The organism is Tessaracoccus sp. (assembly GCF_016714275.1).
Classification (GTDB): domain Bacteria; phylum Actinomycetota; class Actinomycetes; order Propionibacteriales; family Propionibacteriaceae; genus Arachnia.
In genome coordinates this window covers 560,877-585,997 of the sequence record NZ_JADJNP010000002.1, presented here as the reverse complement: position 1 = coordinate 585,997, position 25,121 = coordinate 560,877, and the positions used below count along the sequence as shown (strand labels likewise).

At 68.6% G+C, this 25,121-nt stretch carries 23 protein-coding genes and 2 pseudogenes; 22 read left to right on the top strand and 3 right to left on the bottom strand.

Going from position 1 to position 25,121, the window contains the following annotated elements; genetic code table 11:
- The first annotated feature begins 189 nt into the window (after positions 1-189).
- On the top strand, positions 190-1,236 hold the full coding sequence (locus tag IPJ61_RS11370) for a hypothetical protein (RefSeq protein ID WP_297107180.1): 1,047 nt from the start codon (positions 190-192) through the stop codon (positions 1,234-1,236).
- A gap of 13 nt (positions 1,237-1,249) precedes the next feature.
- Here the strand turns inward: IPJ61_RS11370 and IPJ61_RS11365 are convergent.
- A pseudogene (locus IPJ61_RS11365) lies at positions 1,250-2,581 on the bottom strand (ISL3 family transposase).
- A gap of 46 nt (positions 2,582-2,627) precedes the next feature.
- Between IPJ61_RS11365 and IPJ61_RS11360 the strand changes: the two are divergent.
- The 5 genes and pseudogenes from IPJ61_RS11360 to malQ all read left to right on the top strand — a co-directional run.
- Positions 2,628-3,677, top strand: a pseudogene (locus IPJ61_RS11360) (IS256 family transposase); the annotation flags it as partial.
- A gap of 2 nt (positions 3,678-3,679) precedes the next feature.
- Positions 3,680-4,678, top strand: a complete 999-nt coding sequence (locus tag IPJ61_RS11355; protein WP_297107177.1) for a sensor histidine kinase — start codon at positions 3,680-3,682, stop codon at positions 4,676-4,678.
- The gene (locus IPJ61_RS11350) at positions 4,675-5,310 is read left to right on the top strand and encodes a response regulator (protein ID WP_297107174.1); all 636 of its coding nucleotides are present in this window, start codon (positions 4,675-4,677) and stop codon (positions 5,308-5,310) included. Before IPJ61_RS11355 ends, IPJ61_RS11350 begins: the two co-directional genes overlap by 4 nt.
- 35 nt (positions 5,311-5,345) lie before the next feature.
- Positions 5,346-6,146 (top strand): RDD family protein, encoded by an 801-nt coding sequence (locus IPJ61_RS11345; RefSeq protein WP_297107170.1) that lies wholly within the window; start codon positions 5,346-5,348, stop codon positions 6,144-6,146.
- A gap of 69 nt (positions 6,147-6,215) precedes the next feature.
- Positions 6,216-8,372 carry a 4-alpha-glucanotransferase gene (gene malQ, locus IPJ61_RS11340; RefSeq protein ID WP_297107167.1) on the top strand — a complete coding sequence of 719 codons (2,157 nt, stop codon included), beginning with the start codon at positions 6,216-6,218 and terminating at the stop codon, positions 8,370-8,372.
- A 35-nt stretch (positions 8,373-8,407) separates the two neighbouring features.
- Here the strand turns inward: malQ and IPJ61_RS11335 are convergent, their stop codons facing one another.
- Positions 8,408-9,757, bottom strand: a complete 1,350-nt coding sequence (locus IPJ61_RS11335) for a nicotinate phosphoribosyltransferase (RefSeq protein ID WP_459251280.1) — start codon at positions 9,755-9,757, stop codon at positions 8,408-8,410.
- Positions 9,758-9,845: 88 nt separating this feature from the next.
- Here IPJ61_RS11335 and clpS point away from each other — a divergent pair, with 88 nt between their 5' ends.
- The 12 genes from clpS to IPJ61_RS11275 all read left to right on the top strand — a co-directional run bounded on the left by clpS (position 9,846) and on the right by IPJ61_RS11275 (position 19,401).
- The gene (clpS, locus tag IPJ61_RS11330) at positions 9,846-10,139 is read left to right on the top strand and encodes an ATP-dependent Clp protease adapter ClpS (RefSeq protein WP_297107162.1); all 294 of its coding nucleotides are present in this window, start codon (positions 9,846-9,848) and stop codon (positions 10,137-10,139) included.
- Complete coding sequence (locus IPJ61_RS11325; protein ID WP_297107159.1) at positions 10,136-10,732, top strand: DUF2017 family protein; 597 nt, start codon at positions 10,136-10,138, stop codon at positions 10,730-10,732. Before clpS ends, IPJ61_RS11325 begins: the two co-directional genes overlap by 4 nt.
- Entirely contained in the window at positions 10,729-11,529 is an 801-nt protein-coding gene (gene murI, locus IPJ61_RS11320; protein WP_297107156.1) for a glutamate racemase, read from the top strand. The genes IPJ61_RS11325 and murI overlap by 4 nt, the downstream gene beginning before the upstream one ends.
- 171 nt (positions 11,530-11,700) lie before the next feature.
- Positions 11,701-12,426 carry a ribonuclease PH gene (gene rph, locus IPJ61_RS11315; protein WP_297107153.1) on the top strand — a complete coding sequence of 242 codons (726 nt, stop codon included), beginning with the start codon at positions 11,701-11,703 and terminating at the stop codon, positions 12,424-12,426.
- Complete coding sequence (rdgB, locus tag IPJ61_RS11310) at positions 12,423-13,034, top strand: RdgB/HAM1 family non-canonical purine NTP pyrophosphatase (RefSeq protein WP_297107150.1); 612 nt, start codon at positions 12,423-12,425, stop codon at positions 13,032-13,034. Before rph ends, rdgB begins: the two co-directional genes overlap by 4 nt.
- On the top strand, positions 13,031-13,843 hold the full coding sequence (locus tag IPJ61_RS11305; protein ID WP_297107147.1) for a thymidylate synthase: 813 nt from the start codon (positions 13,031-13,033) through the stop codon (positions 13,841-13,843). Before rdgB ends, IPJ61_RS11305 begins: the two co-directional genes overlap by 4 nt.
- A 26-nt stretch (positions 13,844-13,869) precedes the next feature.
- Positions 13,870-14,742 (top strand): DUF1707 SHOCT-like domain-containing protein, encoded by an 873-nt coding sequence (locus IPJ61_RS11300; RefSeq protein ID WP_297107144.1) that lies wholly within the window; start codon positions 13,870-13,872, stop codon positions 14,740-14,742.
- 36 nt (positions 14,743-14,778) lie between these two features.
- A complete protein-coding gene (locus IPJ61_RS11295) occupies positions 14,779-15,729 on the top strand; it encodes a DUF1707 SHOCT-like domain-containing protein (protein WP_297107141.1) in 951 nt (316 codons plus the stop codon).
- Positions 15,729-16,205, top strand: coding sequence for a dihydrofolate reductase (locus IPJ61_RS11290; protein ID WP_297107138.1), 477 nt, complete (start codon positions 15,729-15,731; stop codon positions 16,203-16,205). The genes IPJ61_RS11295 and IPJ61_RS11290 overlap by 1 nt, the downstream gene beginning before the upstream one ends.
- 9 nt (positions 16,206-16,214) lie before the next feature.
- Positions 16,215-16,973 carry a lysophospholipid acyltransferase family protein gene (locus IPJ61_RS11285; RefSeq protein WP_297107135.1) on the top strand — a complete coding sequence of 253 codons (759 nt, stop codon included), beginning with the start codon at positions 16,215-16,217 and terminating at the stop codon, positions 16,971-16,973.
- Positions 16,974-17,002: 29 nt separating this feature from the next.
- Complete coding sequence (locus IPJ61_RS11280; RefSeq protein WP_297107132.1) at positions 17,003-18,388, top strand: class II 3-deoxy-7-phosphoheptulonate synthase; 1,386 nt, start codon at positions 17,003-17,005, stop codon at positions 18,386-18,388.
- Positions 18,385-19,401: a threonine aldolase family protein gene (locus IPJ61_RS11275; protein ID WP_297107129.1), complete on the top strand. Its 1,017-nt coding sequence runs from the start codon at positions 18,385-18,387 to the stop codon at positions 19,399-19,401. The genes IPJ61_RS11280 and IPJ61_RS11275 overlap by 4 nt, the downstream gene beginning before the upstream one ends.
- A 26-nt stretch (positions 19,402-19,427) precedes the next feature.
- On the opposite strand, the gene IPJ61_RS11270 is transcribed toward IPJ61_RS11275, so the two are convergent.
- Positions 19,428-21,185, bottom strand: coding sequence for a glycoside hydrolase family 35 protein (locus IPJ61_RS11270; RefSeq protein ID WP_297107127.1), 1,758 nt, complete (start codon positions 21,183-21,185; stop codon positions 19,428-19,430).
- Positions 21,186-21,417: 232 nt separating this feature from the next.
- On the opposite strand from IPJ61_RS11270, the gene IPJ61_RS11265 reads away from it, so the two are divergent.
- The 4 genes from IPJ61_RS11265 (at position 21,418) to IPJ61_RS11250 (ending at position 25,121) form a co-directional block, all read left to right on the top strand.
- Positions 21,418-22,284 (top strand): arginase family protein, encoded by an 867-nt coding sequence (locus tag IPJ61_RS11265; RefSeq protein WP_297107124.1) that lies wholly within the window; start codon positions 21,418-21,420, stop codon positions 22,282-22,284.
- 10 nt (positions 22,285-22,294) lie between these two features.
- The gene (locus IPJ61_RS11260) at positions 22,295-22,945 is read left to right on the top strand and encodes an SOS response-associated peptidase (RefSeq protein ID WP_297107122.1); all 651 of its coding nucleotides are present in this window, start codon (positions 22,295-22,297) and stop codon (positions 22,943-22,945) included.
- 145 nt (positions 22,946-23,090) lie between these two features.
- A complete protein-coding gene (locus IPJ61_RS11255; RefSeq protein WP_297107119.1) occupies positions 23,091-23,900 on the top strand; it encodes an endonuclease domain-containing protein in 810 nt (269 codons plus the stop codon).
- A gap of 276 nt (positions 23,901-24,176) precedes the next feature.
- Positions 24,177-25,121: a DUF4349 domain-containing protein gene (locus tag IPJ61_RS11250; RefSeq protein WP_297107116.1), complete on the top strand. Its 945-nt coding sequence runs from the start codon at positions 24,177-24,179 to the stop codon at positions 25,119-25,121.

Below are 25,121 nucleotides of genomic sequence, written 5' to 3'. Positions count from 1 at the left end.
GGTAGTCTGCTGCCCAGGTTGTGGACTTCGCTACCCGGTTGCTCTCGATGCGGCGCTAAGCGGCACAGGCCGGTTGTAGGTTGCGCGGTAGACGGCGTGGCAGCCCCCACTCGGCGTCTTGGTTCCTCAGTGTGGAGGGTGTCTGTGATGGCCCGTTTGTGTGATCGTTGGCTGGTGCCTGCCTTGGGTATGGCGTTGGTCTTGTCGGGTGTTTCGCTGGTTGCGTCAGCGGACCCGGAGTTGCCGGATGACCCTGTCGCAGAGGCGATGGCGGACGCGGTGTCCTCGGGATCGTCGGTGGAGATACCCGAGTTGACCGATGAGCACAGCTTGAGTGTCGCGAATCCCGACGGGACTGTGACGTTGACGCTGGATCGTGCGGCTGTCCGGGTGCGCGACGGCGAGGAGTTCGGTCCCGTCGACACGACCGTGGTGGAGGCGGGTAACCGGCTGGAGCCGGCGGCGTCGGTGCTGGAGATGGACTTCTCTGCAGGTGGGGACACCGCCCTGGCGACGGTGCGCGACGGGGACCATGCGGTGACGATGCATGTTCCGTTTGTGCTGCCGGCGCCGAGCGTGGATGGCGATCAGGTGACCTATCCCGAGGTGTTGCCTGGTGTTGATCTCGTGGTGTCCGTGTCCGCGGAGTCGTTCTCCGAGGTGCTTGTCGTAAAGAACCGGCAGGCGGCGTCGAACCCGGAGCTGGAGAGCTTGGCCTTCCGGATCGAGGGTGATGGCCTGGACTATGTGGTTGCCGGGGACGGTTCCGCTGAGGCCGTCGATGCGGAGGGCGAGGCCGTGTTCACGTCTCCGTCGCCGGTGATGTGGGACTCGGCACCTACCTCAGAAGAGGACATCCCCGACGCGACGTCTCCCGCGGAGGTCGTGGCTCCGATCGAGGTGACCGAGTCAGCGCTGCCCTCGGATGAGGGCCTGGAGGTGGTGTTGTCGCCGGATCAGGATGCGTTGACGGGCGCGGATGTGGTGTATCCGGTGTTCATCGATCCGTCGTTGGGGAAGGATCGCAACAATTTCTTGGTTGTCCGTAGCACCGGGTCGAGTTACTACAACACCAACGACGTGTTCCGGGTCGGGTACTGCAACTGGACGGGGTGTTCTCCGGCATACAAGGCGAGGAGCTTCTTCGACTTCGATGTGTCTCAACTGAAGCCGAAATCGGACGGTTCGAAAGCCACTATTGCAGCCGCGGCGGTAACGGTTAAGCGGCTCTTCTGACGTGAGCGTGGGGTCAGATGCGTAAGCCGCCGCCGATGAGGAGCATTCTGAGGCGGTAGTTGTCGGGATCGCGGAACCCGCGGGCGACCCGGCGGGCCAGCTCGATCAGCCCGTTGATGGCTTCGGTTCCGCCGTTGTTCGCGCCCGCGGTGGTGAAGTAGCCGAGGAACGCGTCGCGCCACTGGTTCAGGGTGCGGCCGAGACGAGCGATCTCCGGGATCGGGCACGACGGGAACGAGTCCAGGATTCTCTCCGCGATCTGACGGCCTTCGGGGTGACTGGGCTAGTGGTAGACCGAGCGGAGTTGTTGGGCGCAGTGCCAGGCGACCTCGACCTCGACATGGCGCTCGTCTGTGCTGAACGCCGACTCCAGCCGGGTCTTCTGGCGGTCGGTGAGGTGTTCTTGTCCGGCGCGCAGGATGTTGCGGATCCGATACAACGGGTCGGTCTTGCGGCCACGGTGGCCGTGGATCTCCTGCTGGACGCGGCGTCGGACCTCGTCGACGGCCGCGGTGCCGAGCTTGACGACGTGGAACGCGTCGAGAACAGCCACGGCGTCCTCGAGCTGGTCATCGATAGCGCATCTGTAGCCGTGGAACGGATCCAGCGTGGCGACCTCGACCCTCCTTCGGAAGGTGTCGCCGCGGGCCTTCAACCAAGTCTTGTAGGCCTCCCCGGAGCGGCCCGGGACCAGATCCAACAGCCGGGATCGGACATGTCCATCCTTGTCACGGCTCAGATCGACCATGCCGGTGAACTCTTTGGGCCCCCGCCCGCCCAACTCGACGGGCTTGGTCGAGACGTGGTGCCAGATGTGTTCGTCGACGCCCAGACAGGTGACCCCCGCGAACCGCGACTCGTCCGCCGCAGCGGCCTCCAGCACCGGCTTCACGGCCCGCCACAGCGTCTTCCAGCTGCAGCCGAGTTGCCGGGCCAGACCTTGGACCGAGGCGTTCTCCCGCCGCATCTGCCCGATCGCCCACCTTGTCGCCCTGCTGGTGAGCAGCGCCCTGCGTGGCGCGATCGCCGGGTCTTGCTCCATGAACGAGGTCACCGGACACATCGGCTCGCGACATAGCCAGCGTCGTTTCCGCCACCACAGGCTGACCGGCGCTCCGAAACACGGCGCATCGGTCAGCTCGATCCTCTGCCGGCCATGGGCATGCGCGACAACACCGCAGGCGCGACAGCCCATCACCTCCGGCCGCACGGATTCGACCTCAACCCGAAGCCCTGCGTTATCGCGTTCGACACCGATCACGTGGAGCCCCGGCAGGCCGACCAGAAGATCGCAGCGCTGGCAGTAGCCGCCGACGCCACGGCAGCAGGAAGTAGGATCGGGCATCGTCGAGGTCCTCGCGAATCAGGTGGTGTGGTAACCCTCGACGGACGGCAACGCCCGCAACGGGACCCGGTCGAAGACCGTGACCACCAAGGCTGGCCCGATCGAGATTGATGTCCCGCGGGACCGGGCCGGCACGTTCGAGCCCCAGATTGTCGCGAAGCGGCAGCGCCGGCTCGGCGCGATCGAAGACATCGTGCTGTCGCTGTCCGCACGGGGGATGACACACGGCGACATCAGTGCGCACCTGGCCGATGTGTATGGGTCGGAGGTGTCGAAGACCACGATCGGGGCGATCACCGACAAGGTCCTCGACGGCATGGCCGCGTGGCAGAACCGGCCGTTGGATCCGGTCTATCCGGTGGTGTTCATCGACGCGATCCACGTCAAGGTCCGCGACGGCCAAGTCGCGAACCGGCCCATCTACGTCGCCCTCGCGGTCACCAGCGAGGGTAACCGGGACATCCTGGGTCTGTGGTGCGGTGACGGTGGCGAGGGTGCGAAGTACTGGCTCCAGGTGCTCACCGAGATCAAGAACCGCGGCGTCCAGGACGTGTTGATGCTGGTCTGCGATGGCCTGACCGGTCTCCCGGATGCCGTGAACACGGTGTGGTCGCAGACGATCGTGCAAACCTGCATCGTGCACTTGATGCGGAACAGCTTTAAGTACGCCGCCCGTCAGGACTGGGACAAGATCAGCCGGGCCCTGAAGCCTGTCTATCAGGCTGCGACCGTCAGCGAGGCCGAGGACCGGTTCCTCGACTTCCAAGACGCCTGGGGCGCCAAGTACCCGGCGATCGTCAGGCTGTGGGAGAACGCCTGGGCGGAGTTCGTCCCGTTCTTGCAGTTCGACCGCGAGATCCGCCGGATCGTATGCACCACGAACGCGATCGAGTCCGTGAACGCCCGGATCCGGAAGGCGGTGAAGGCTCGTGGACACTTCCCGAACGAGCAAGCCGCGCTCAAGTGTGTCTACCTTGCCGTGATGGCGCTCGACCCGACGGGGAAGGGCAGAGCCCGCTGGACCCAGCGATGGAAGGGTGCTCTCAACGCCTTCGACATCACCTTCAACGGCCGGCTGTCCGCCCACAGCCACTAACCATGACTTACACCGAAAACTTGACAGTCCCGATGGCACTCCTGCTGGCCGCGCGATGGTCTGGCTGGGGGCTGCTCGGCGTCCTGTTGAGCTGCCTTGTCGGCCTGGTTGCCGATCCGACAGGGCTCGGGTTCTCGTCCTACATCTGCGCCTGCGTCGTAACTCTGCTGGTCAGGAAAGGACAGTTCGGACGCGCGGCCGTCGCCACGGCCGTGATTGTGGCGACCATGGTGGTGCTCATGCGGCGACGCTCCGCAGATGTGTTGAATGTGCTCGAAATCGTCGTGGTGCCCTCAGTCGTGTTGTTCATCGCCTGGGTCATAGGGCTCGGGTTTCGCTGGGTGGCGCGGGTGGAGGCCGAGCGGGTCTCCAAGGAGTTCGTCGAGCGCCAGATGCGGATGGCCGTCGATATCCACGACTTCGTTGGGCGCAATCTCACGGGTGTGCTGGTCCGCGCCGACAGCGCGACCGCGGAGCAGCGGTCCGATCCCGCTTTCCTCGATGAACTGATCCATCGCGTGCGAAGCGCAGACGCGACGCTGCGCGAGGTCACCGCCGATCTGCAACGCGAGGGTAGCTCGCAGCCATTCGGGACGGTTGGCGCCGTCGACGCGGCGCGGGCAGGCGTTGCGGAACTGACCGCCACAGGGTTCGTGGTTGAGCAAGCTCCGGAGATGGACGTGCTGCTCGCCGAACTGCCACCCGAAGTGGATCTGGTGGTCAGCCGGATCATCGCAGAGGCCCTGCACAACGTGCTCAAGCACGGCGACAAGGCGCACCCATGCCGCGTCGGAGCCTCCCGGAACGGGGACCTCCTGACGGTCGTGGTCACCAACGTGGCCAAGGCCCGACGTGCGCGGGAGCGCCGGTCGCTGGGACTCGTCGGCATGCGCCGGCACGCTGCCCTAGCCGGCGGGACCGCCGCCTCCTCCCTGAACGGAGAAACATGGACGCTGCACGCGGACGTCCCGATCACGCGACGCGAAGGAGCGCTGACATGATTCGTGTAGCCATCTGTGACGACGACAGGTTGCTTCTGCATGGGCTCGAAGCTGCCCTTCGTGGTGACCCGGAACTGGATGTGGTGGCTGCCGTCACGAGCGGGGAGGCGGCCCTCGACGTCGAGGCGCCCGTCGACGTCTGGCTGATGGACGTCCGGCTTCCCGGGATGACCGGGGTGCAGGTTGCCGCCGCGATGCACGCCGCAGGCTCGCCGTCGAAGGTGCTCATGATGACGGCCTTCGACACGGGCGAGGTGCTCAATGCGCTGGAGGTTGGCGTCGGGGGCTTCGTGTACAAGGACTCGAACCTGGTCAACATCGCGGCGGCGCTCAAGGCGGTGCATGCGGGATACAATGTCGGCAACAAGGTCGTCGCCGACACGTTGACCCGGCACCTCGACCGGCTGGCGATCCTCGACCCCGAGCGGGCGGAAAGGGTCGCCCCGAACAAGGTGGATCGGCAGCTGCTCGAGCATGTGTTGCGGGGCGGCAGCGTTCGGGAGATGGCCGCCGACGTGCGCCTGACCAGGTCTGGGGTGCACAAGCGGCTCAAGAAGATCTTCCAGCGGGCAGGCGTGGTCAACCAGCGGGCGCTCACCGCGTGGCTCCACGGCTCCGGCGAGTCAGGGTAGGCGCGACATCCGCCGGTCACGGTAGATTCGGGGGCATGACACACACGCCCCAGCCACCGGCCGGTTGGTACCCCGACCCCGCCGGGTCCGACGGCGAACGCTTCTGGGACGGCGTGGCCTGGTCGCAGGCCACCCGGGACAAGCCCGCGCCGCCACCACCGGCCGAGTCGATGGCGCCGCCGCAGCAGACCTACGGCGCGCCCCCGCAGAGCTACCCTCAGCAGGATGGTCACCAGGGGCAGCAGCACGGGTACCAGCAGCCGATGTCGCACCAGCAGCACCCAGGCACGTACACCTACAACTATGGGCCAGGGCCGACGGTAGGCCCCATCGTTCGCATCGCCGCCTTCGGCTGGCGACTGCTGGGATACCTGATCGACAGCGTCCTGATCACGATCGTCGGCTGGATCGTCGCATCCGCGTTCGGCATCACCGGTCAGATGCTGGCCGTGTTCGACCGGTGGACGCGCGATCTCACGATGTGGGCGGACAACCCCGTCGGGGACCCGCCGCCGCTGCCCGACGCCGTGATCGCCCTCAACACCCAGCTGACCGTCGTGATGTTCGTGCTCTTCGCCGTCTACCGGACCGTCATGGTCGGCGCCGTCGGCGCGACGCTCGGGCAGCTCGCGGTCGGCTTGCGGGTCGTCAAGGTGGGCGACGGCCCCGAGGCAAAGCTCGGGTGGGGCGCGGCCATCGTGCGTGGCGTCCTCGGCGCTTTCGCGTACGTGTTGTGGTACGTGACGTTGCCCTCGGGAATTTGTCTCCTGGTCAACCGCAACCGCCAATCGCTGCAAGACTTGATCGCGCGCACGTACGTCCTCAAGGTCCGGTAAGACAGCCCACCTGACGGCGTCCAGAGAAGGAGCCAACCCTCATGGTGTCCAGAGTAGGAGCCAACCCTCATGGCTGAGTACAGCCCTGCCCTCGAGCGGCTCGCCGACCGCTTCGGGATCGCCCGCGAGTTCTGGGACTGGAAGGGCCGCTACGTAGCCATTCCTGCCGACACCATCGTGCGCGTGCTCGCCGCGTTCGACGTCGACGCCGCCACTCCCGAGGCCGCGGAGGCCGCGTGGGCACGACTCGAGGACGAGCGCTGGCGCCTGACGCTGCCGCACTGCACCGTGGCGGAGGAGGGGCAGGGGATCCACGTCGCCGTGCACGTCCCGGCCGGCTCCGAGGTCCAGGTGCACATTGAGCTGGAGACGGGGGAGACGCGCCCCGCGTGGCAGAGCGACAACACCGTCCCGGACCGTCTCGTCGACGGCGCGGCCCTCGGCGAGGCGACGTTCTGGCTCGGCGCGGACCTCCCCACCGGCTATCACGACGTCGTCGCGCGGACGGTCGACGGCGAACGCCGCGCGTCGCTGATCGTCACGCCGTCGTTCGTGGGCCTTCCGCCCGCGATGCGCGGCAAGCGGATCTGGGGCTACGGCACGCAGTTGTACTCGGTGACTTCAAGGGGCTCCTGGGGTATCGGCGACCTCGCGGACCTCGGCGACCTCATCACCTGGTCCGGCACCCGGCAGTTCGCCGGCTACGTGCTGATCAACCCGCTGCACGCCGCGCAGGCGGTGGCGCCCATGGAGCCGTCGCCGTACCTGCCGTCGAGCAGGCGCTTCATCAACCCCATCTACGTCCGTCCCGAGGCGGTGCCCGAGTACGGCGCCCTCGGCCGCGACGAACGCCGCCAGGTGCGGGCGCTGCACAAGCGCGCCCGGGCCGCGGGCGCGAAGGCGGGGATCATCGACCGTAACGCGGTCTGGCCGGCGAAGCTGGCGGCGTTGCGCCTGATCCATGCGGTGGGGCTCCGCCCCGCGCGTCGGATCGCCTACGACGACTTCCGCCGACGCGAGGGCGCAGGGCTGCGCAACTTCGCCGTCTGGAGCGCGCTCACCGAGGTGCACGGGCAGGAGTGGGCCGGCTGGCCCGCTGAACTGCAGCGCCCGAGCTCGCCGGAGGTCGCGGCGTTCGCAGAGGAGCACGCGCAGGAGGTCGACTTCTTCGAGTGGCTTCAGTGGGTGGCGCAGACGCAGGTGTCGGCCGCGCAGACCGCGGCGGCCGAAGTGGGCATGCCCGTCGGCATCGTCACGGACCTCGCCGTCGGCGTGAACCGCATGGGTGCGGAGACCTGGATGATGCCGGAGGTCTTCGCGCAGGGGATGAGCGTAGGCGCGCCGCCGGATCAGTACAACCAGCTGGGCCAGGACTGGGGCCAGCCCCCGTGGCGCCCCGACAAGCTTGCCGAGCTCGGCTACGCGCCGTTCCGGGCCATGGTGTCGGCCGCGCTCCGCCGCGTCGGCGGCGTCCGCATCGACCACATCATCGGACTCTTCCGCCTCTGGTGGGTGCCGATGGGCGGGCGCCCCGTCGACGGCACGTACGTGCGCAACAACCACGAGGCGCTCGTCGGCATCCTCGCGCTCGAGGCGAAGCGCGCGCAGGCGCTGATCGTCGGCGAGGACCTCGGTACCGTCGAGCCCTGGGTGCGCGAATACCTGTCGCGCCGCGGCATCCTCGGCACCTCCGTGCTGTGGTTCGAGGCCGGCATGCAGGGGGAGCCGCTCGACGCGCAGTGGTGGCGCGAGTACTGCATGGCATCGGTCACGACACACGACCTCCCGCCGTCGCTGGGCTACCTCGCCGGCGACCACGTCCGCCTCCGGGACCAGCTGGGCATCCTGACCGAGCCGCTCGACGACGAACTCGCCGCCGCCGCGCGTGAACAGGCCGAGTGGCTCGGCAAGCTGGTCGCCGACGGCGTGCTCGATGAGGCGAAGAGGGACGACCCGGTCGAGGTCATGCTGGCCCTGCACCGCTTCCTGCTCCGGACGCCGTCGAAGGTGCTCCTCGCGAACCTGACTGACGCCGTCGGTGAGCGCCGCACGCAGAACCAGCCGGGAACGATCGACGAGTACCCCAACTGGCGCGTGCCGCTGGCCGACCAGAACGGCCACCGGATGAGCCTCGAGGATGTCTTCGCCGCGGACCTGCCTCGCCGCCTCGCCGCCGTGATGAATGGCCTGCCCGAGCAGCCCGTTTCGCGCTGGGGCGGCCACTGAGGGTTGGCGGCCGCTACCCCAGTCCTCGACGACAGTCAGATGTTCGTGGCGATGGGGGAGGCCTGGTAGGGGTTCGTGGTCCGTGAGCCGACCTCGTCGAGGATGATCGTCTCGATCGCCGGGTCGCCCTTCGAGATGCGGCGGGCGGCCAGAGGGAGTTCGCGCAGCGACTCGGCGTGCCGACGGCGGGCGTCATCGAGCGTCGCGGTGTAGACCAGCTCGCCGCCACGGAAGATGGGGACCAGCAGGTCGCGGTCGTTACCGTCGTTTACCGGCGGTGCGCCGAGGCCGATGACCTCCGCCTCCGCGCCGTCGGCGCCGATCCTGCGCATCGCGAACTTCCGGCCGCCCAGCGTGTTCTTGCCCTTCGACCGCTTGCCGACAGGCACCATTTCCGCGCCCGGCTCGTCCGACGACGCCCGCGCCACCAGCTTGTACACGAACCCGCACGTCGGATGCCCGGAGCCCGTGACCAGCGACGTGCCGACGCCGTAGCCGTCGACGGGCGCTCCTTGCAGCATCGCGATCTGCCACTCATCGAGGTCCGAGGTGACCATGATCCGGGTGCTGGTCGCGCCCAAGTCGTCGAGGAGGTCGCGGGCCTGGCGGGCCATGATGGGCAGATCGCCGGAGTCGAGGCGCACGGCGCCCAGCCGACCCTCGGTCAGCTCGACGCCCAGCCGGATGGCCTTCTCGACGTCGTAGGTGTCGACCAGCAGCGTCGTGTTCTCGCCCAGCGTGTGCAGCTGCGCGCGGAACGCGTCCTCCTCGGCGTCGAACAGCAGCGTGAACGAGTGTGCCGCTGTGCCGATGGTGGGGATGCCGTAGCGCTGGCCGGCCGCGAGGTTCGAGGTCGAGGCGAAGCCCGCGAGGTACGCCGCGCGCGCAGCGGCGACGGCGGCCTCCTCGTGCGTCCGGCGCGAGCCCATCTCGACGCAGGTGCGGTCGCCGGCCATGGCGGTCATCCGTGAGGCAGCGGCCGCGATGGCGGCGTCGTGGTTGTAGATGCTGAGCAGCACCGTCTCCAAGATGCAGGCCTCGGCGAACGTCCCCTCGACCGACAGCACGGGGGAGCCCGGGAAGTACACCTCGCCCTCGGGGTAGCCCCAGATGTCGCCGGTGAAGCGGTAGCCGGCGAGCCAGTGGGCGAGGTCGTCGGTGAGGATGCCGCGGTCGCGCAGGAAACCCAGTTCGGCGTCGCCGAAGGAGAACTCGCCGATCGCGTCGATCACTCGGCCGAGCCCTGCGACGACGCCGTAGCGGCGGCCCTCGGGCAGGCGACGGGTGAAGAGGTCGAAGAGGCTTCGCCTGTTCGCGGTGCCCGCATCCATGGCGGCCCGCACCATTGTCAGCTCGTATTGATCGGTCAGCAGCGCCGTCGTCATGCCCGAGAGCGTAGTGCGCGCGGAGGCGATGCGTCCGAATGCCCGCGTCCGGTGGCGAGGTTTGTCCGAACGCGGCATTGTTGGACCCATGACCACACAGCCTGCCGGTGACACGAGCGTCGCCGAGCGTCCGGCGGATGCCCCCGCCGAGTTGCGGCAGTGGGTCACCATCGTCTGGGACGACCCCGTCAACCTGATGAGCTACGTCACCTACGTGTTCCAGGAGTACTTCTCCTACCCCCGCGAGCGCGCGGAGGAACTGATGCTGCAGGTCCATCACCGCGGGAAGGCTGTGGTGTCGTCGGGCAACCGCGAGGAGATGGAGCGCGACGTCCTCGCCATGCAGAGCTACAACCTCTGGGCCACCATGGAGAAGGCATGACCCTCCCCGGCGACGCGATCGTGTGGGCCTTCGATGGCTGCGACGGCAGGGACGGCGGGCTGCGCGCCATGATCGGCTTCTACCAGTCGCACCTGCGGGAGCTGCTCCCGCCGCCGAGCGACGATCCCTTCGAGCAGATCGTCGCCGACCTCGCCGACGACCCCACCAACCGCATGCTGGGCAACAACCGGCTCGCGCGCCTCTTCCCGCCTGCCGTCGCCGACGACAAGGCCGCCGATGAGTTCTGGCGCGACTCCATCCACGGCCAGGCCCGCGCCAGGATCGCGGCATCAGACCGCGTCATCGCCGACCTCGACACCTGGGCGGGGCATGTGCCCGTGACGCTCGACGCCGTCGACGACTGGGCGAAGACGCTCGGCGCGCTGCGTCTGTTCTGGTACGCGGAGGTTGCAGGCCCCGGTCGCCAGGCGCGGCCCAACGAGGAGATCATGCAGTCGAACCCCGGCCTCGTCGACCTGATCGAGTGGCTTGCCTACCTCATCGAGGATCTGCTGGAGATGCGCGCCGCGTGCCTGTCCGACGACATGAGCCTCGATCCCGACCAGTTCGAGCTCCGCGGGGCTGGGAGGTGACGGCGCTGGACCGGCCGATCGGCGTCTTCGACTCTGGCTTCGGCGGCCTGACCGTGCTGCGCTCGCTGGTCGAGCAGCTGCCCAACGAGGACTTCATCTACCTCGGCGACACGGCCCGCGCGCCGTACGGCCCCCGCAGCATCGCAGAGGTGCGCAGATTCGCGCTGCAGGGACTCGACCACCTCGTCGATCGTGGCGTCAAGGCACTGGTCATCGCGTGCAACTCCGCGTCGTCGGCCGTGCTGCGCGACGCGCGCGAGCGCTACGACGTGCCCATCACGGAGGTGGTCCTTCCGGCCGCCAGCCGCGCCGTCGCCGCGACGCGGAACGCGCGGGTGGGCGTGATCGCCACGCAGTCGACGGTCAGCTCGCTGTCCTACGAGGACGCGTTCGCGATCGCCCCGCATATCTCGCTGACCCAGAACGCGTGCCCCCGTTTCGTGGAGTTCGTCGAGGCCGGCATCACCGGCGGGGACGAGCTGCTCGCCGTCGCGGAGGAGTACCTGGCGCCCATCAAGCGGGCACAGGCCGACACCCTCATCCTGGGCTGCACGCACTACCCGCTGCTGAGTGGCGTGATCGGCTACGTGCTGGGCAATGGGGTGACGCTGGTGTCGTCGGCGGAGGCGTGCGCGCAATCGACCTACTCGCAGCTCACCCAGGCCGACCTGCTGCGGCACCAGCCGCGGGAGGCGACCCGCACCTTCCTGACCACCGGCGATGCCCACGACTTTCAGGGCATCGGCCGCCGCCTCCTCGGCGGCTTCGTCAGCAACGCCACCACCATCAGCTTGTAGCCAACCCCACTGTCACCCTGTAGAGAAGGAGAACACCATGTGCAAGAAGGTCACCTGCGAGAAGTGCGGCAAGCCCACCTGGGCGGGCTGCGGCGAGCACATCGAGGATGCCCTGCGCGACGTCCCAGTGCCCGAGCGCTGCGCCTGCCCTCGCTGAGGTACGTTGTTCCGGTGACTACACCTCGCATCGATGGTCGACGACCCGATGAGCTTCGCCCCGTCCGGATCACCCGCAGCTGGCTCGATCACGCGGAGGGGTCCGTGCTCGTCGAGTTCGGCCGCACCCGCGTGCTCGTCGCCGCCTCCGTCACGACCGGCGTTCCGCGCTGGCGTCGTGACTCGGGGCTCGGCTGGGTCACCGCCGAGTATTCGATGCTGCCGCGCGCCACGCACACCCGTTCGGATCGTGAGGCCGTCCGCGGCAAGATCGGCGGACGCACGCACGAGATCTCCCGCCTGATCGGGCGGTCACTGCGCGCGATCATCGACTACAAGGCGCTCGGCGAGAACACCATCGTCCTCGACTGCGATGTCCTCCAGGCCGATGGCGGCACCCGCACCGCCGCCATCACCGGCGCCTACGTGGCGCTGGCCGACGCCGTCGCCCACCTGCGGAAGCTCGGGGCGCTGAAGGGCGAGCCGCTGCGCGACTCCGTGGCCGCCGTCTCCGTCGGCTTCGACGCCGCAGGCCAGGCGCTGCTCGACCTCCGCTACGAGGAGGACTCGGCCGCGGAGACCGACATGAACGTCGTCATGACCGGCTCCGGGGCCTTCGTCGAGGTGCAGGGCACCGCGGAGGGCACCCCGTTCAGCCGCGCGGAACTGGATGTCCTCCTCGACCTGGGTGCCGCCGGGTGCGCCGAACTCACGCGGATCCAGCAGGAGGCGTTGGCGTGAGGCTCCCCGAGCGCATCGTGCTCGCCACGAACAACCCCAAGAAGCTCGCCGAGCTGCGCCGCATGGTGGAGGCCGCGGGCGTCGGCGTCGAGGTGCTCGGTCTTGCAGACCTGCCCCGCTACCCGGAGCCGGCCGAGACGGAGCGCACGTTCGAGGGCAACGCGTTCCTCAAGGCGACGGCCGCCGCCGCCGAGACCGGACTGGTCGCCGTCGCCGACGACTCCGGCCTCGAGGTGGCGGAGCTGAACGGCATGCCCGGCGTCCGCTCCGCGCGCTGGGCTGGGCCCGCCTGCGACGATGAGGACAACAACGCGCTCCTCCTCGCCCAGCTCGACGGCGTGCCCACCGCACGCCGTGCCGCCCGGTTCGTGTGCGCGCTGGCCATGGTCACTCCCGACGGTGAACGCCGCGTCTGGCACGGCCGCATGCCCGGCCGGATCGCCGAGGCACCTACCGGCGAGGGCGGCTTCGGCTATGACCCCCTGTTCATTCCCGCGGGCCTCGGCGTCAGCTCCGCGGAGTTGACGCCGAAGGAGAAGGACTCCATCTCCCACCGCGGCATCGCCGTCAGCGAGTTCGTCTCCTACCTCGCGGGACTTGAGGCATGAAGCAGTACCTGGACCTCCTGACCCACATCATAGAGAACGGGGTCGACAAAGGCGATCGCACAGGCACCGGGACGCGCTCGGTGTTCGGCTACCAGATGCGCTTCGACCTGGCGCGGGGCTTTCCGCTGCTGACCACCAAGAAGGTGCACACGCGCTCGGTGTTCGGCGAGCTGCTGTGGTTCCTGCGCGGCGACACCAACATCGGCTGGCTGCACGACAACAAGATCACCATCTGGGACGAGTGGGCCGACGAGAACGGCGACCTCGGTCCGGTCTACGGCTACCAGTGGCGCTCCTGGCCGACGCCCGACGGCCGCCACATCGATCAGTTGGCGGGCGTCGTCGCGTCCATCCGCGACAACCCGGACTCGCGACGCCACCTCGTGTCGGCCTGGAACGTCGCCGACGTCGATTCGATGGCACTGCCGCCCTGCCATGCGCTGTTCCAGTTCTACGTGGCGCCGTCGCCTGACGGCGGCCCTGGTGTGCTCAGCTGCCAGCTGTACCAGCGCTCCGCGGACGTGTTCCTCGGCGTTCCGTTCAACATCGCCTCCTACGCATTGCTGACGCACCTCGTCGCCCAGGTCACGGGCCTTCGGGTAGGGGAGTTCGTGCACACGCTCGGCGACGCGCACATCTACTCGAACCACTTCGAGCAGGTGGCCCTGCAGCTGAGCCGGGAGCCCCGCCCCCTGCCGACACTCCGCCTGAACCCGGACGTGACGGAGCTGGACACCTTCGAGCTGGCGGACATCTCCGTCGAGGGCTACGACCCCTACCCGGTGATCAAGGCGCCGATCGCGGTCTGAGTTTCCCGACCCACTACTCTGGGCCCATGAACGAGCAGTTACGGCCGTCGTTTGCCGAAAGGGACAAGTACCTCAACCTGCTCTCTGTCGCGTACGCGGACGGCCGCCTCGACGAGGAGGAGTTCGACAAGCGGACTCAAGGAGTCCTCTCCGCGCTGACCCACAACGATGCCCTCGCCCAGTTCGACGGTCTGCCGAAGCCGAACGTGCTGCCGGCAGCGGTCCGCCGGTCTCCCCGGCCGGAGGTCACGCCGTCGTCCTCGCTCTACAAGATCGATCCGCTGCCTGCGAAGCCGACGCCGCATTCGCCGTCCGACGGCGGGACCTCGCGACGCACCGTGCTGGTCGCTGCGGGCGCCGTCGTCGCTCTCGGCGGCTTCCTTGCCTGGGAAAGCGGATGGCCCCCGATCGGGAGCGCGGCTCCCGAGGCCACCGCTTCGCGCGGGCCGGACTATGACGGCGAGGCAGGGGAGGGAGGGGAGTACCCGGAAGTCTCCGTGGACCGTTTCTGGGAGGTGCAGCAGCGGCTTTCGGATGACGGCTTGACCGCCGTCGTCAGCCTGCGCATCACCGATGTCGCGGTGGAGGGAACGGCGATGTCGCCACGGTCTCCGCGCGAGGTCGCGCCGTTCTCCCAACGCGGCGACGGCCCGGTCGTCGTAGGGGAGACCGAGGGCATCGACGTGGACCACACGGTCGACCTCGACGAGCTCGGGATGATGCTCGATCAGGCGTTGATGAACGTCGTAGACGAGTTGCAGGGCATCGCCACGGAGGCGACCGTGGTCTGGACGACCAAAGGCAAGCCCGCCGTCGATGTGCGCTTCATCGACGGTGATGTCACCAAGACCGCCAGATACGACCTTGAGGGCAAGCTGATCAAGCTCGACGAGGAGTGACGCCCACGGAGTTGGGGAGCCCACTACTCTTGGTCCATGAACGAGCAGTTGCGGCCGTCGTTTGCCGAGAGGGACAAGTACCTCGACCTGCTCTCCGCCGCCTACTCGGACGGTCGCCTCGATGACGAGGAACTCGACAAGCGCACGCGGGCGGTGCTCGGCGCCGTCACGCACAGGGACGCGATCGCGCAGTTCGAAGGGCTGCCGGCGCCGAAGGTCTTGAAGCACGAACCGCCGCCGGCTCGGCCCGCGCCGGTCGCCCCACCGCCTCCGCGTCCCGAGCCTGTCGTGCCCCCGGCGTACACCCTGCCGGAGCCCACGCCGCCCGGCCCGCTCTACGCGATCGACTCGACCCCTGCCTCCTTCCTCCCCGCCAAGCGTTCGTCCACCGACGGGGCTGGCCTGGTGCTCAAGGTCGTGATGGGCGTGGCGGCCGCGGCCATCGGCATGTCCGTGATCGGCGGCTTCGTTTCGGCCAGCCAGAACGTGAACATCGTGGGACCATGGGACGGAGAGATCGTCAGATATGACGACCCGCCGGACGCATGGGGGGATCCGCTCGATGAGGACGGTCCGCCCATGTTCCAGAACGAGTTGACGACCGATCGCATAGACGACGTATGGGACGAGTTCGACAGCGAGGGGCTGACCGACATCGTCCGCTTGCGGGTGACCGAGGATACCGTTGACGGTGCCGCGCTCGAGACGCCCGGCGAGGTCGCGGTTTTCAGAGAGACCCCCGACGAGCCACTCTTCTTCGATACGCCATCCGAGGGCAATGTGACCCGCGCGGTGCCTGTGGACGTGGTCCGCGTCATGTTCGACAACGCGCTCTCAGGCGCTGTCGAGGGCATCCCCACCCTGGCCGAGCTCGTGTGGACCGAGCATGACGAGCCCGCGCTCGAAGTATTCTTCGACGTCGGAGACGTAAAGCAGATCGCCTGGTTCGATGGACTAGGCAACCTGGTGAGAGTGCAGGAGCGGTGATGAGAGTCGTGGCGATCGCGGCGGTGGCCGACAACCGGGTCATCGGCTCCGGCGATGACATGCTGTGGCATCTTCCTGAGGACTTCGCGCGCTTCAAGAAGGTCACCACCGGCAACACGCTGATCTTCGGGCGGCGCACGCACGAGCAGATCGGGCGCACGCTCCCGAACCGGCGCGTCATCGTCGTCACGCGGGACCCTGACTGGGCCGACGATGGTGTCGAGGTCGCGCACTCGGTCGAAGAGGCGCTGGAGCTGGCCGCAGAGACTCCTGACAAGGTGTGTTACGTCGGCGGTGGCGCCCAGATCTACGAGGCGGCCTGGCCGTACCTGACCGAGTTGGACATCACGGTCGTGCACCAATCGCCAGAGGGCGCCGCGCTGTTCCCGCCGATTGTCGCCCGCGAGTGGACCGAGGTCTCCCGCGAGCAGCGGATCGGGTTCGACTTCGTGCAGTACCGGCCCACGCCTGGCTAGACTCCGGCCATGTTCTGGTACCGGCTCTTCAAGTTCACGATCTTCCACCCGTTGGTGAAGTACGGCTGGGGCGCTGTGGTGATCGGCTCCGAGAACTACCCGCGTGAGGGCGGGCTGATCATGGCGAGTAACCATATCGGCGCGCTCGACTCGCTGATCATCCCCGCGATGCTGCCGCGGCCCCTGACGTTCCCCGCGAAGGCCGAACTGTTCGCCAGCGGCGGCGGGGCGGGTTTCCGCATCGTCGCGTGGTTCCTGAAGACCATCAAGATGGTGCCGATGGACCGCAGCGGAGGACGGGCCAGCGCAGACGCCCTGCAGCAGATCTCCGACCTGCTCGCCGAAGGAAGGGCGATCGGTATCTACCCCGAGGGCACCCGGTCTCCGGACGGCCGCCTGTACAAGGGCAAGACGGGCATGGCGCGGATCGCGCTGCAGAACCGCGTGCCGATCGTTCCCGTCGGCATCTCCGGCTCGAAGTCGTTCAAGGGCCCGCTTGGGATCCCGTGGGCGAGACGTCCCGTGGTCGTCATCGGAAAGCCGCTCGATTTCAGCGAGTTCGCCGATACCCCCGGCAACAGCAAAGTGCTGCGCTGGGTGACCGAAGAGACGATGGCTGCCATCCAGCAGCTCACCGGCCAGGAGTACGTCGATGTCTACGGCGCGCGCGTCAAGACCGGGGACCTGGCCGACGGCGGAGCCGACGCCTTCGTCCTCCCGCGCCCGGGCGGAGGAGAGAAGCCCGTCGTGGAGAAGCGCGTCCGCTGACCCCTGGCGGCTGGGGTACCCTTTCCCGCATGTCGAGCAACATTTCCCGGGAAGAACTGCGCGCGCTGCCCTTTGTCCAGCAGCCCACCTACCCGGACATCAAGGCCCTCGACCGCACGATCGACACGCTCGAGAAGCTGCCCCCGCTCGTCTTCGCCGGTGAGTGCGACGACCTGCGCGAGAAGATCGCCGACGTCGCCGAGGGGCGGGCTTTCCTGCTCCAAGGCGGTGACTGCGCCGAGACGTTCGAGGCGGTGACAGCCAAGGACATCAAGGGCAAGCTGCTCGTGCAGCTGTCGATGGCCGTCGTCATGACGTACGCGGCGCAAGTGCCCGTTGTGAAGGTGGGCCGCATCGCGGGCCAGTACGCCAAGCCGCGCTCCAAGGACACCGAGACGCGCGGTGACGTTACGCTGCCCGCGTTCCGCGGCGACGCCATCAACGGCTTCGAGTTCACCGAGGCCGCCCGCGCGCACGACCCGAACCGCCTCCTGCAGGTCTACAACTCGTCGGCGGCGACGCTGAACCTGGTGCGCGCGTTCGTGAAGGGCGGCTTCGCCGACCTCCGCGGCGTGCATAGCTGGAACGCGGCTTTCGTGCGCGACTCCGAGGTCGAGCAGGCTTACGAGGAACTCGCCTCCGAGATCGATCGTGCGCTGGCGTTCATGGTGGCCTGCGGGGTCCACGACGGCGCGCTCAGCACCGTCGACTTCTACGCGTCGCATGAGGCGTTGCTGCTCGAGTACGAACGCGCGCTGACCCGCGTCGACTCTCGCTCCGAGGAGCTGTACGGCTGCTCGGGCCACATGCTGTGGATCGGCGAGCGGACCCGTCAGCTCGACGGCGCGCACGTCGAGCTGCTGCGGCGCGTGCGTAACCCGCTCGGCGTGAAGCTCGGCCCGACGACGACCGCGGCGGACGCCATCGCTCTCGCGGACCGGCTCGACCCTGACCGCATCCCCGGCCGGCTCACGTTCATCACGCGCATGGGGGCGGGCAAGATCCGTGAAGCTCTGCCGCCCATCATCGAGGGTGTCGAGGCCACGGGCCGCAAGGTCGCCTGGGTGTGTGACCCGATGCACGGCAACACGTTCGAGGCCGCCAACGGCTACAAGACGCGCTCGTTCGCCGACGTCGTCGATGAGGTCAACGGCTTCTTCGACGTGCACGAGCAGCTCGGCACCTGGCCCGGCGGCCTGCATGTCGAGTTGACGGGCGACGACGTCACCGAGTGCGTCGGTGGCGTCAACAACCTCAGCGAGGACGACTTGGCCAGCCGCTACGAGACGGTGTGCGACCCGCGCCTCAACCGTAATCAGTCGCTGGAGATGGCGTTCACCGTCGCGACGCGGCTGCGCTCGGGTCGGCTGGGCCGGGTGAACCCCGTCCAAGAGTTCAGGGCGAAGGAACTGTGATCGATCTTCGCAGCGACACCGTCACGCGCCCCAGCGCGGAGATGCGGGCCGCGATGGCGGCCGCGCCCGTGGGGGACGACGTCTTCGGCGATGACCCGACCGTCAACCTCCTGGAGGCCGAGGTCGCCGCGCTGTTCGGCAAGGAGGCGGGCTTGTTCTGTGCGACGGGGTCGCTGGCGAACCTGCTCGGCGTCTGGCTGCACGTGCGGCCGGGTTCGGAGGTGCTCTGCGACACGTGGGCGCATATCGCCCGCGCCGAGATGGGGGCGCACGCCGCCCTGCACGGCGTCACCATGCGCACCTGGACCACGCCGCGGGGTCGGCTGAACGCCGACGCGGCGCTGGAGCTGATCGCTGTCGGCTGCGGCCCGTTCCTCGTGGAGACGGCATGCGTCGCCGTCGAGGACACCCATAACTTCGGCGGCGGAACGGTGCAGGACTTCGATGAGGTCGCCCGGTTCACCGCGGGGGCCCGTGCGCTGGGCGTGAAGACCCACCTCGACGGCGCCCGCCTGGCCAACGCCGCCGCCGTCACCGGCCGCGGTTTCGTGGAGTACGGCGCGCTGTTCGACACCGTCAGCCTGTGCCTGTCTAAGGGCTTGGGAGCGCCCGTCGGTTCGGTGCTCGTCGGCACGGCGGAGGACATCGCCCGCGCCCGGATCCAACGCAAGCGTATGGGTGCCGGCTGGCGCCAGGCGGGGCTGCTCGCCGCGGCGGCGCGGCACGCCCTTGCCACCAACCTCGACCGTATCGGCGACGACCACCGGGCCGCCCGCGCTCTGGCCCGCGCGCTGAACGAGGTGCGACCCGGCAGCGTCGATGAGGGCGGCATCGAGTCGAACATCGTGCTGATCCCTGCCGACGGCGCGCCCGCGGCTGCCGCGCGGCTGAAGGAACAGGGTGTGCTGATCTCCGTGCTCGGCCCGAATGCGCTGCGCGCGGTCACCCACCTAGACGTGTCCGAGGCCGACTGCGCGGTGGCCGGCCGCCTGCTGGCCGACATCCTGAGCTGACCCCGGCGAGCCGTCGTCTCTGCCGGTCAGAGGCGCGGGGCGTCGGTGAAGGTTACTTCGACGGCGTCGCGCTCGAACTCCAGGATCGTGACCGTGTTGCGGCCCTGCCTCAGGAGCGGCGCCGGGACATACAGGGTCTCCTGTGGGCCGACGGCCGAATAGCGGCCGAGGCAGAAGCCGTTGACGTAGGCGAGGCCGCGCCCGAGAGCCGAGACGTCGAGGAAGCCGTCTGCCGGGTCGTCGACGTCGAACGCGAAGGTGACGCACACCGGCGCGGCGTTGGCTGATGACGCGCCCTCCGCAGAGCCACGGTCGGCGAGCAGTTCACCGAGGTCGTCGAGCGGCAGCGGCGTCACCTCCCAGGTGTTCAGGAACCGCCAGCCGAGCCACGCGCCGACGGTCAGCCCCTTGGACTCGCCCAGGTCCGGGCCGAAGTTCACCCGCCCCTCGCTCTCGACGATGACGACGAGATCCACCTCACGACCCGCGGCGAAGGCCTCCAAAGACACGATGGGGTCGGCGTCTGAGCGATGTGCCGACCCGACGAGGACGCCGTCGACCAGCACCGTCGCCCGGTCGCGGAGCCCGTGGAACCGGAGGATCCTGTTGCCCTCAGGCAGGACGACCCGGCGGCGGAGGAGGAGCGCGCCGCGCGCAAGGCCCAGCTGCTCGAAAACGGCCGCCCGCGCGCAGGTCGCTGAGGGGAGTCCTTCGACCGTGTTGAGGAACGGGGCGGAACCGACCCGCGTCAGGGCGGTGGCGGGGAGGCACCGAGGAGCGGCCTCCAGGGCGGGATCGAGCGGGGGCAAGGGGTGATACCGGCCGATCACTTCCCGGAAGGCGTAGAACTTCGCCGTCAACGAGCCGTCCTCCGCGATCGGGGCGTCGTAGTCGTAAGACGTCACTGTCGCCGCGAACGGCTGACAGTTCGCGCCGTTCCACAGACCGAAGTTCGTGCTCCCCACCCCCATGTAGAAGTTGACCGAGGCACCCGCCGCGAGCATCGTGTCGAGCGCCGCCGCGACCTCGGCGGCGTCGCGGGTGTGGTGCTCCTCGCCCCAGTGGTCGAACCAGCCGTGCCAGAACTCCATGCACATCAGGGGCGTGCCGGGGAGGTCGCGCCGAACCCGCTCGAAGGCCTCCTCCGGGCGGCTGCCGAAGTTGACGGTCGGCATTGCTCCTTCCACCATGCCGCCGCTCCACCAATCCGCGGCGTCGCCGTCGGACGTGACGAGCAGTTCCACGACCCCGGCATCGAGCAGGAGGTCGCGGAGCCACTCCAGGTGTGCGGTGTCGTCGCCGAAGCTGCCGTATTCGTTCTCCACCTGTACGGCGACGACGGGTCCGCCGTGTGCGGCTTGCCGCGGCACCAGCACAGGGAGCAGCTGGGCGAACCATGCGGCGACGGCGTCCTGGTAGCGCGGGTCGGAGGTGCGGATCGCGATGCGCGGGTCGGCCAGCAGCCAACCGGGGAAGCCGCCTCCCTCCCACTCGGCGCAGATGTAGGGGCCAGGCCGAACGATGACGTCGAGGTCGAGTTCGCCCGCCAGGTCGATGAAGGCGCCCAGGTCGCGATCGTCGGTGAACAGTGCCTTGTCCGGCGTCGGGGCATGGAAGTTCCAAGCCACGTAGGTCTCGACGGTGTTGCATCCCATCGCGGCGAGTTTCGTCAGCCTGTCGCGCCACTGTTCAGGACGGATCCGGAAGTAGTGCATGGCGCCGGAGATGATGCGGTGGGGGCGGCCATCGCGGAGGAGGCCGCCGGCCGTCGGCGTGAGGATCACTGTCTACCTTCTTCTTCTGTGTGGCGGAGGACGACGACCTCCCGGGGGGACGGCGGCAGGGCCGAGGCCCCGGTGAACACGACCGTCCGGCCCACCATCATCGGCCGGACGAGGGACGGGCCCGCGGCGTCGACGCGAACGCCCAGCAGGGCAGGTACCAGTCGCTGCGCCCACCCCGTCTGCCGATCCACGCGTCAACCGTAGCGGTCCGAGGTGCCCGTAGGCTGAGGTCATGGGAGTTCATCTTCGCCTGGTCTGGCCGCAGTGGCAGGGGGCAGGCAGTAGCAGCGTCCGGGCCCTCGCCAGTGAGTTCCCGTTCGGCGTCGCCCGCCGCGGGTACGCCGTCGGGACGTCAGTGCTGCAGGCGATCCTGCCCGAGCATGAGGGCCCGACGGCGGTCGTTCCCACTGAGATGGGGGATCGGGGCCTCGCCGAGCGCGACGGGATCGAGGCGAAGGACGTCGTGCTCGAGCAGCTCGGCGCGGCGCTGCAACTCATCGCCGACCACGATCCCGCGCGCATCACGACGCTCGGCGGCGACTGCGCGGTGAGCGTCGCGCCGTTCGCGGCGCTGGCAGCCAGGTATTGCGCGGATCTCGCCGTCGTCTGGATCGACTCGCATCCGGATGTCGACACCGGCGACACCGCGTATGAGGGCTACCACGCGATGGCCGTTTCGGCGCTGGCCGGGCAGGGGGACGCGGACGTGCTCTCCGCTCTTCCGGCGACGCTTTCCCCAGACCGGGTGGCGCTCGTCGGCGTTCACCAGTGGGAGGACGATGCGCATGCCAACGTCGAGGCCTGGGGGCTGCCCGTCTTCACGCCCGACGTGCTGCGCGAGGACTCGGGCGCGCTGCTCGACTGGCTTCGCTCGACGGGGGCGACCCGGGTGGCGATCCACTTCGACGTCGACACCATCGACGCCGCCGAGGCCCGCCTCGGCTTGGGTGAGGACTTCGGCGGCCTCACGGTCGCGCAGGCGCGCAGGGTCGTGGCCGACGTTGAGGCCGCGGCCGAGGTCGTCGGCCTCACCATCGCGGAGTACGTTCCCCGGCAGGTCATGCAGTTGCAGGGCCTCCTCGACGGCTTCCCGGTCTAGGCGGCCCACGATGTGCTCACGCTACGGTCTCGACGCAACAGTGGAAGACCTGACGGGGATCTTCGAGATCGACCTGATCGGCGACGGTGTCCCTGCACCGCTGCCGGAGGCCCGGCCGACGGACGCGGTTCCCGTGGTGCTGGAGTCGGAGCAGGCGCCCGGCCGACGGCTCGAGGCCGCGCGCTGGAACCTGGCCCGGCCGGGGCAGAAGGAACTCCGACGCACGGGGCCGCCTCTGATCAACGTGCGTGCGGAGACGCTCGCCGGGAAGTTCGGCTGGGCCGTGCAGCGTCGGCGCTGCCTGATCCCGGCCACGGGCTACTGGGAGTGGACGGGGCCAAAAGGCGCCCGGCAGCCGTACTTCTTCCAAGGTCCCGATCTGCTGGCCTTCGCCGGGGTCTACTCCTGGTGGCGTGACCCGGCCAAGGACGACGTCGACCCGTCCCGGTGGGTGCTGACCGCCGCGCTGCTCACCATGGACGCCGTCGACCGCCTCGCCACGATCCACGACCGCAACCCGGTGATGCTCCCCGCTGACGCGTGGGACGACTGGCTCGACCCGACGGCGCTCGGCACCCAGGCGCTGGTCGAGGCTGCGGTGCGCGAGGGCCGCGGTGTCGCCGAGCGCCTGGACTTCGCCCCCGTGCCCCGCCTGGGCTAGTCGGTCGCATCGTGCTGCGTATGCGTGGAGCACTGTGTCATACGGCCAGTGCCCGGCGTATGCGCAGCACGGTGCGGCTGCGGTCGTTATCCACAGATGCGCCAAGCGGTGGGAAATCGGGCTGCGCCGTACACATAACAAGAATATGGGCAGTTTTGGCATCTACGCGGTCGAGGAACTACGAGCGGCCGGGCACAACCGGCGCGAGATCGCGAGGGCGGTGGAGCGTGGAGCGCTCCACCGCATCGCGCCCGGGTGGTATGCGGGAAAGGAAGCGCACGATGGCGTGGTGAGGGCCATCCGCGCCGGTGGCCACCTCGGCTGTCTCAGCGGCTGCGTCGCCTACCGTCTCTGGGTTCCTACGCACCACGAACTCCACGTCGTGTATGGCAGAGGCGCCCGGGTCAAGTGGGCACCCGGCATGTGCCTGCACGCTGCTCCCGGGCCGCGCCCTACGCGGCCGCTTTGGCCGGTGATCGACTGCCTATCCCACGTGGCGCATCGGCACGATGCGGAGTCTGCGCTGATCGTCCTGGAGTCTGCGTTGCATCAGGGGCTTATCCTCGCCTCGGATGTCGGCGATGTCCTCGCCCGGGTACCGGCATCGCGCCGGGGCTATGCGCAGTTCCTCGGCGCAGCCGAGTCAGGCACGGAGACTAGGGTTCGGCTCTTCTTCGCTCGTCGGCACGTGAAGGTCACGCCTCAGGCGTACATTCGGGGGATCGGAAGGGTGGATCTCCTGGTAGGTGACCGCTTGATTGTCGAGTGTGACAGCGATGAGCACCACCGCTCGAAGGAGGAGCACCGCAATGACCGGCGCCGCGATCTCTCCGCGCGGGACCTCGGCTACGAGGTTATCCGGCTGACCTACCACCAGGTGTGGAACGAATGGGGGGCCACCCAACGCAGCCTTTCCCACCAACTCGGCCGTCGGACCCATGCGGCTCGACGCTGAGCCCCGCGCATCGTGCTGCGTATACGTCGAGCACTGTGTCATACGGCCAGTGCTCCGCGTATACGCAGCATTCTGGGGATCCCGAGTGCGCGCTCGGACAACCTTTCGCATCGGTCGAAGCGTCGTAGATAACGAAGGCGGAACAATCCTTGCCGCGCCCTTCGACACGAAGCGCGGCGGGAGTAGGGTTCCGGCAAGTTGGCGCCGCGACGTTTGCCGCGGCCCGTCTGTCAGGAGGCAGAGATGAAGCGTGGTCAGCGGCGGAGAAGCCTCGCAGTGATTCTGCTGACAGTCCTCATATCGGCGCTGCTGAGTGCCTGTGGCGCGGGCGCCATGCCGACCGGAGGGGGCGAGCCTGCGATGCCCGCCGCCCCGGCATTGGACGCCGTTCAGGGTGGTGGCGCGGTCCCCGAGAAGGGCGGCGACGGGACCGGCGACGAGCGGATGGTGATCCGCTCCAAGGTTCTCCGGCTCGAAGTGGCAAGCACCCCCGACGCCGTCACGAAGGTGCGCGACTTGACGACGACGCACTCCGGCACCGTCGAGGCGATGCAGGTCGCCACCGACAACGACGAGTGGATCTACCGCAACGACGAGAACGGCTACGGCGACGGCACCGCGCTCCGCGGCTGGGTCACCGTCCGGGTGCCCAGCGCGTCCTACGAGCAGTTCGTTACCGACGTCGCCGCCATCGGCGCCGTCAAGTACCAGTCCGAGGCCACCGACGACGTCACCCAGCAGCACATCGACCTGTCCGCCAGGCTTGAGAACCTGCGCGCGCAGGAGAAGCGCCTTCGCGACTTCTTCGACGCCGCCGAGAACGTCAAGGAGATGCTGTCCGTCGAGCAGGAGCTGGGCCGGATTCGCGGGGACATCGAGTCTTTGGATGCGCAGGTCAAGCACCTCGAGCGCCAGGCGGCAATGGCCACAGTGACCATCGAGCTGTCCGAGCCGCGCCCCGTAATCTCCTCGGGCGGCCAGTCGTGGGGCTTCGTCCAGGCGATCACCGACGGCGTCCGTGGCGCTGCCGGACTCCTCACCGGACTGATCACGGTGCTCATCGCGACCTCCCCCCTGTGGATCGTCGCCATCGTGCTGTTCTTCCCCATCCGCGCCCTGATTCGTCGCCGTCGAGGCGCCAAGGCCCCCAAGCCGCCCCGCTGGAGCGTAAAGACGGGCTCTGTCGACGCCGGCGAGGATCCCCCAACAGCGACTGAGTGA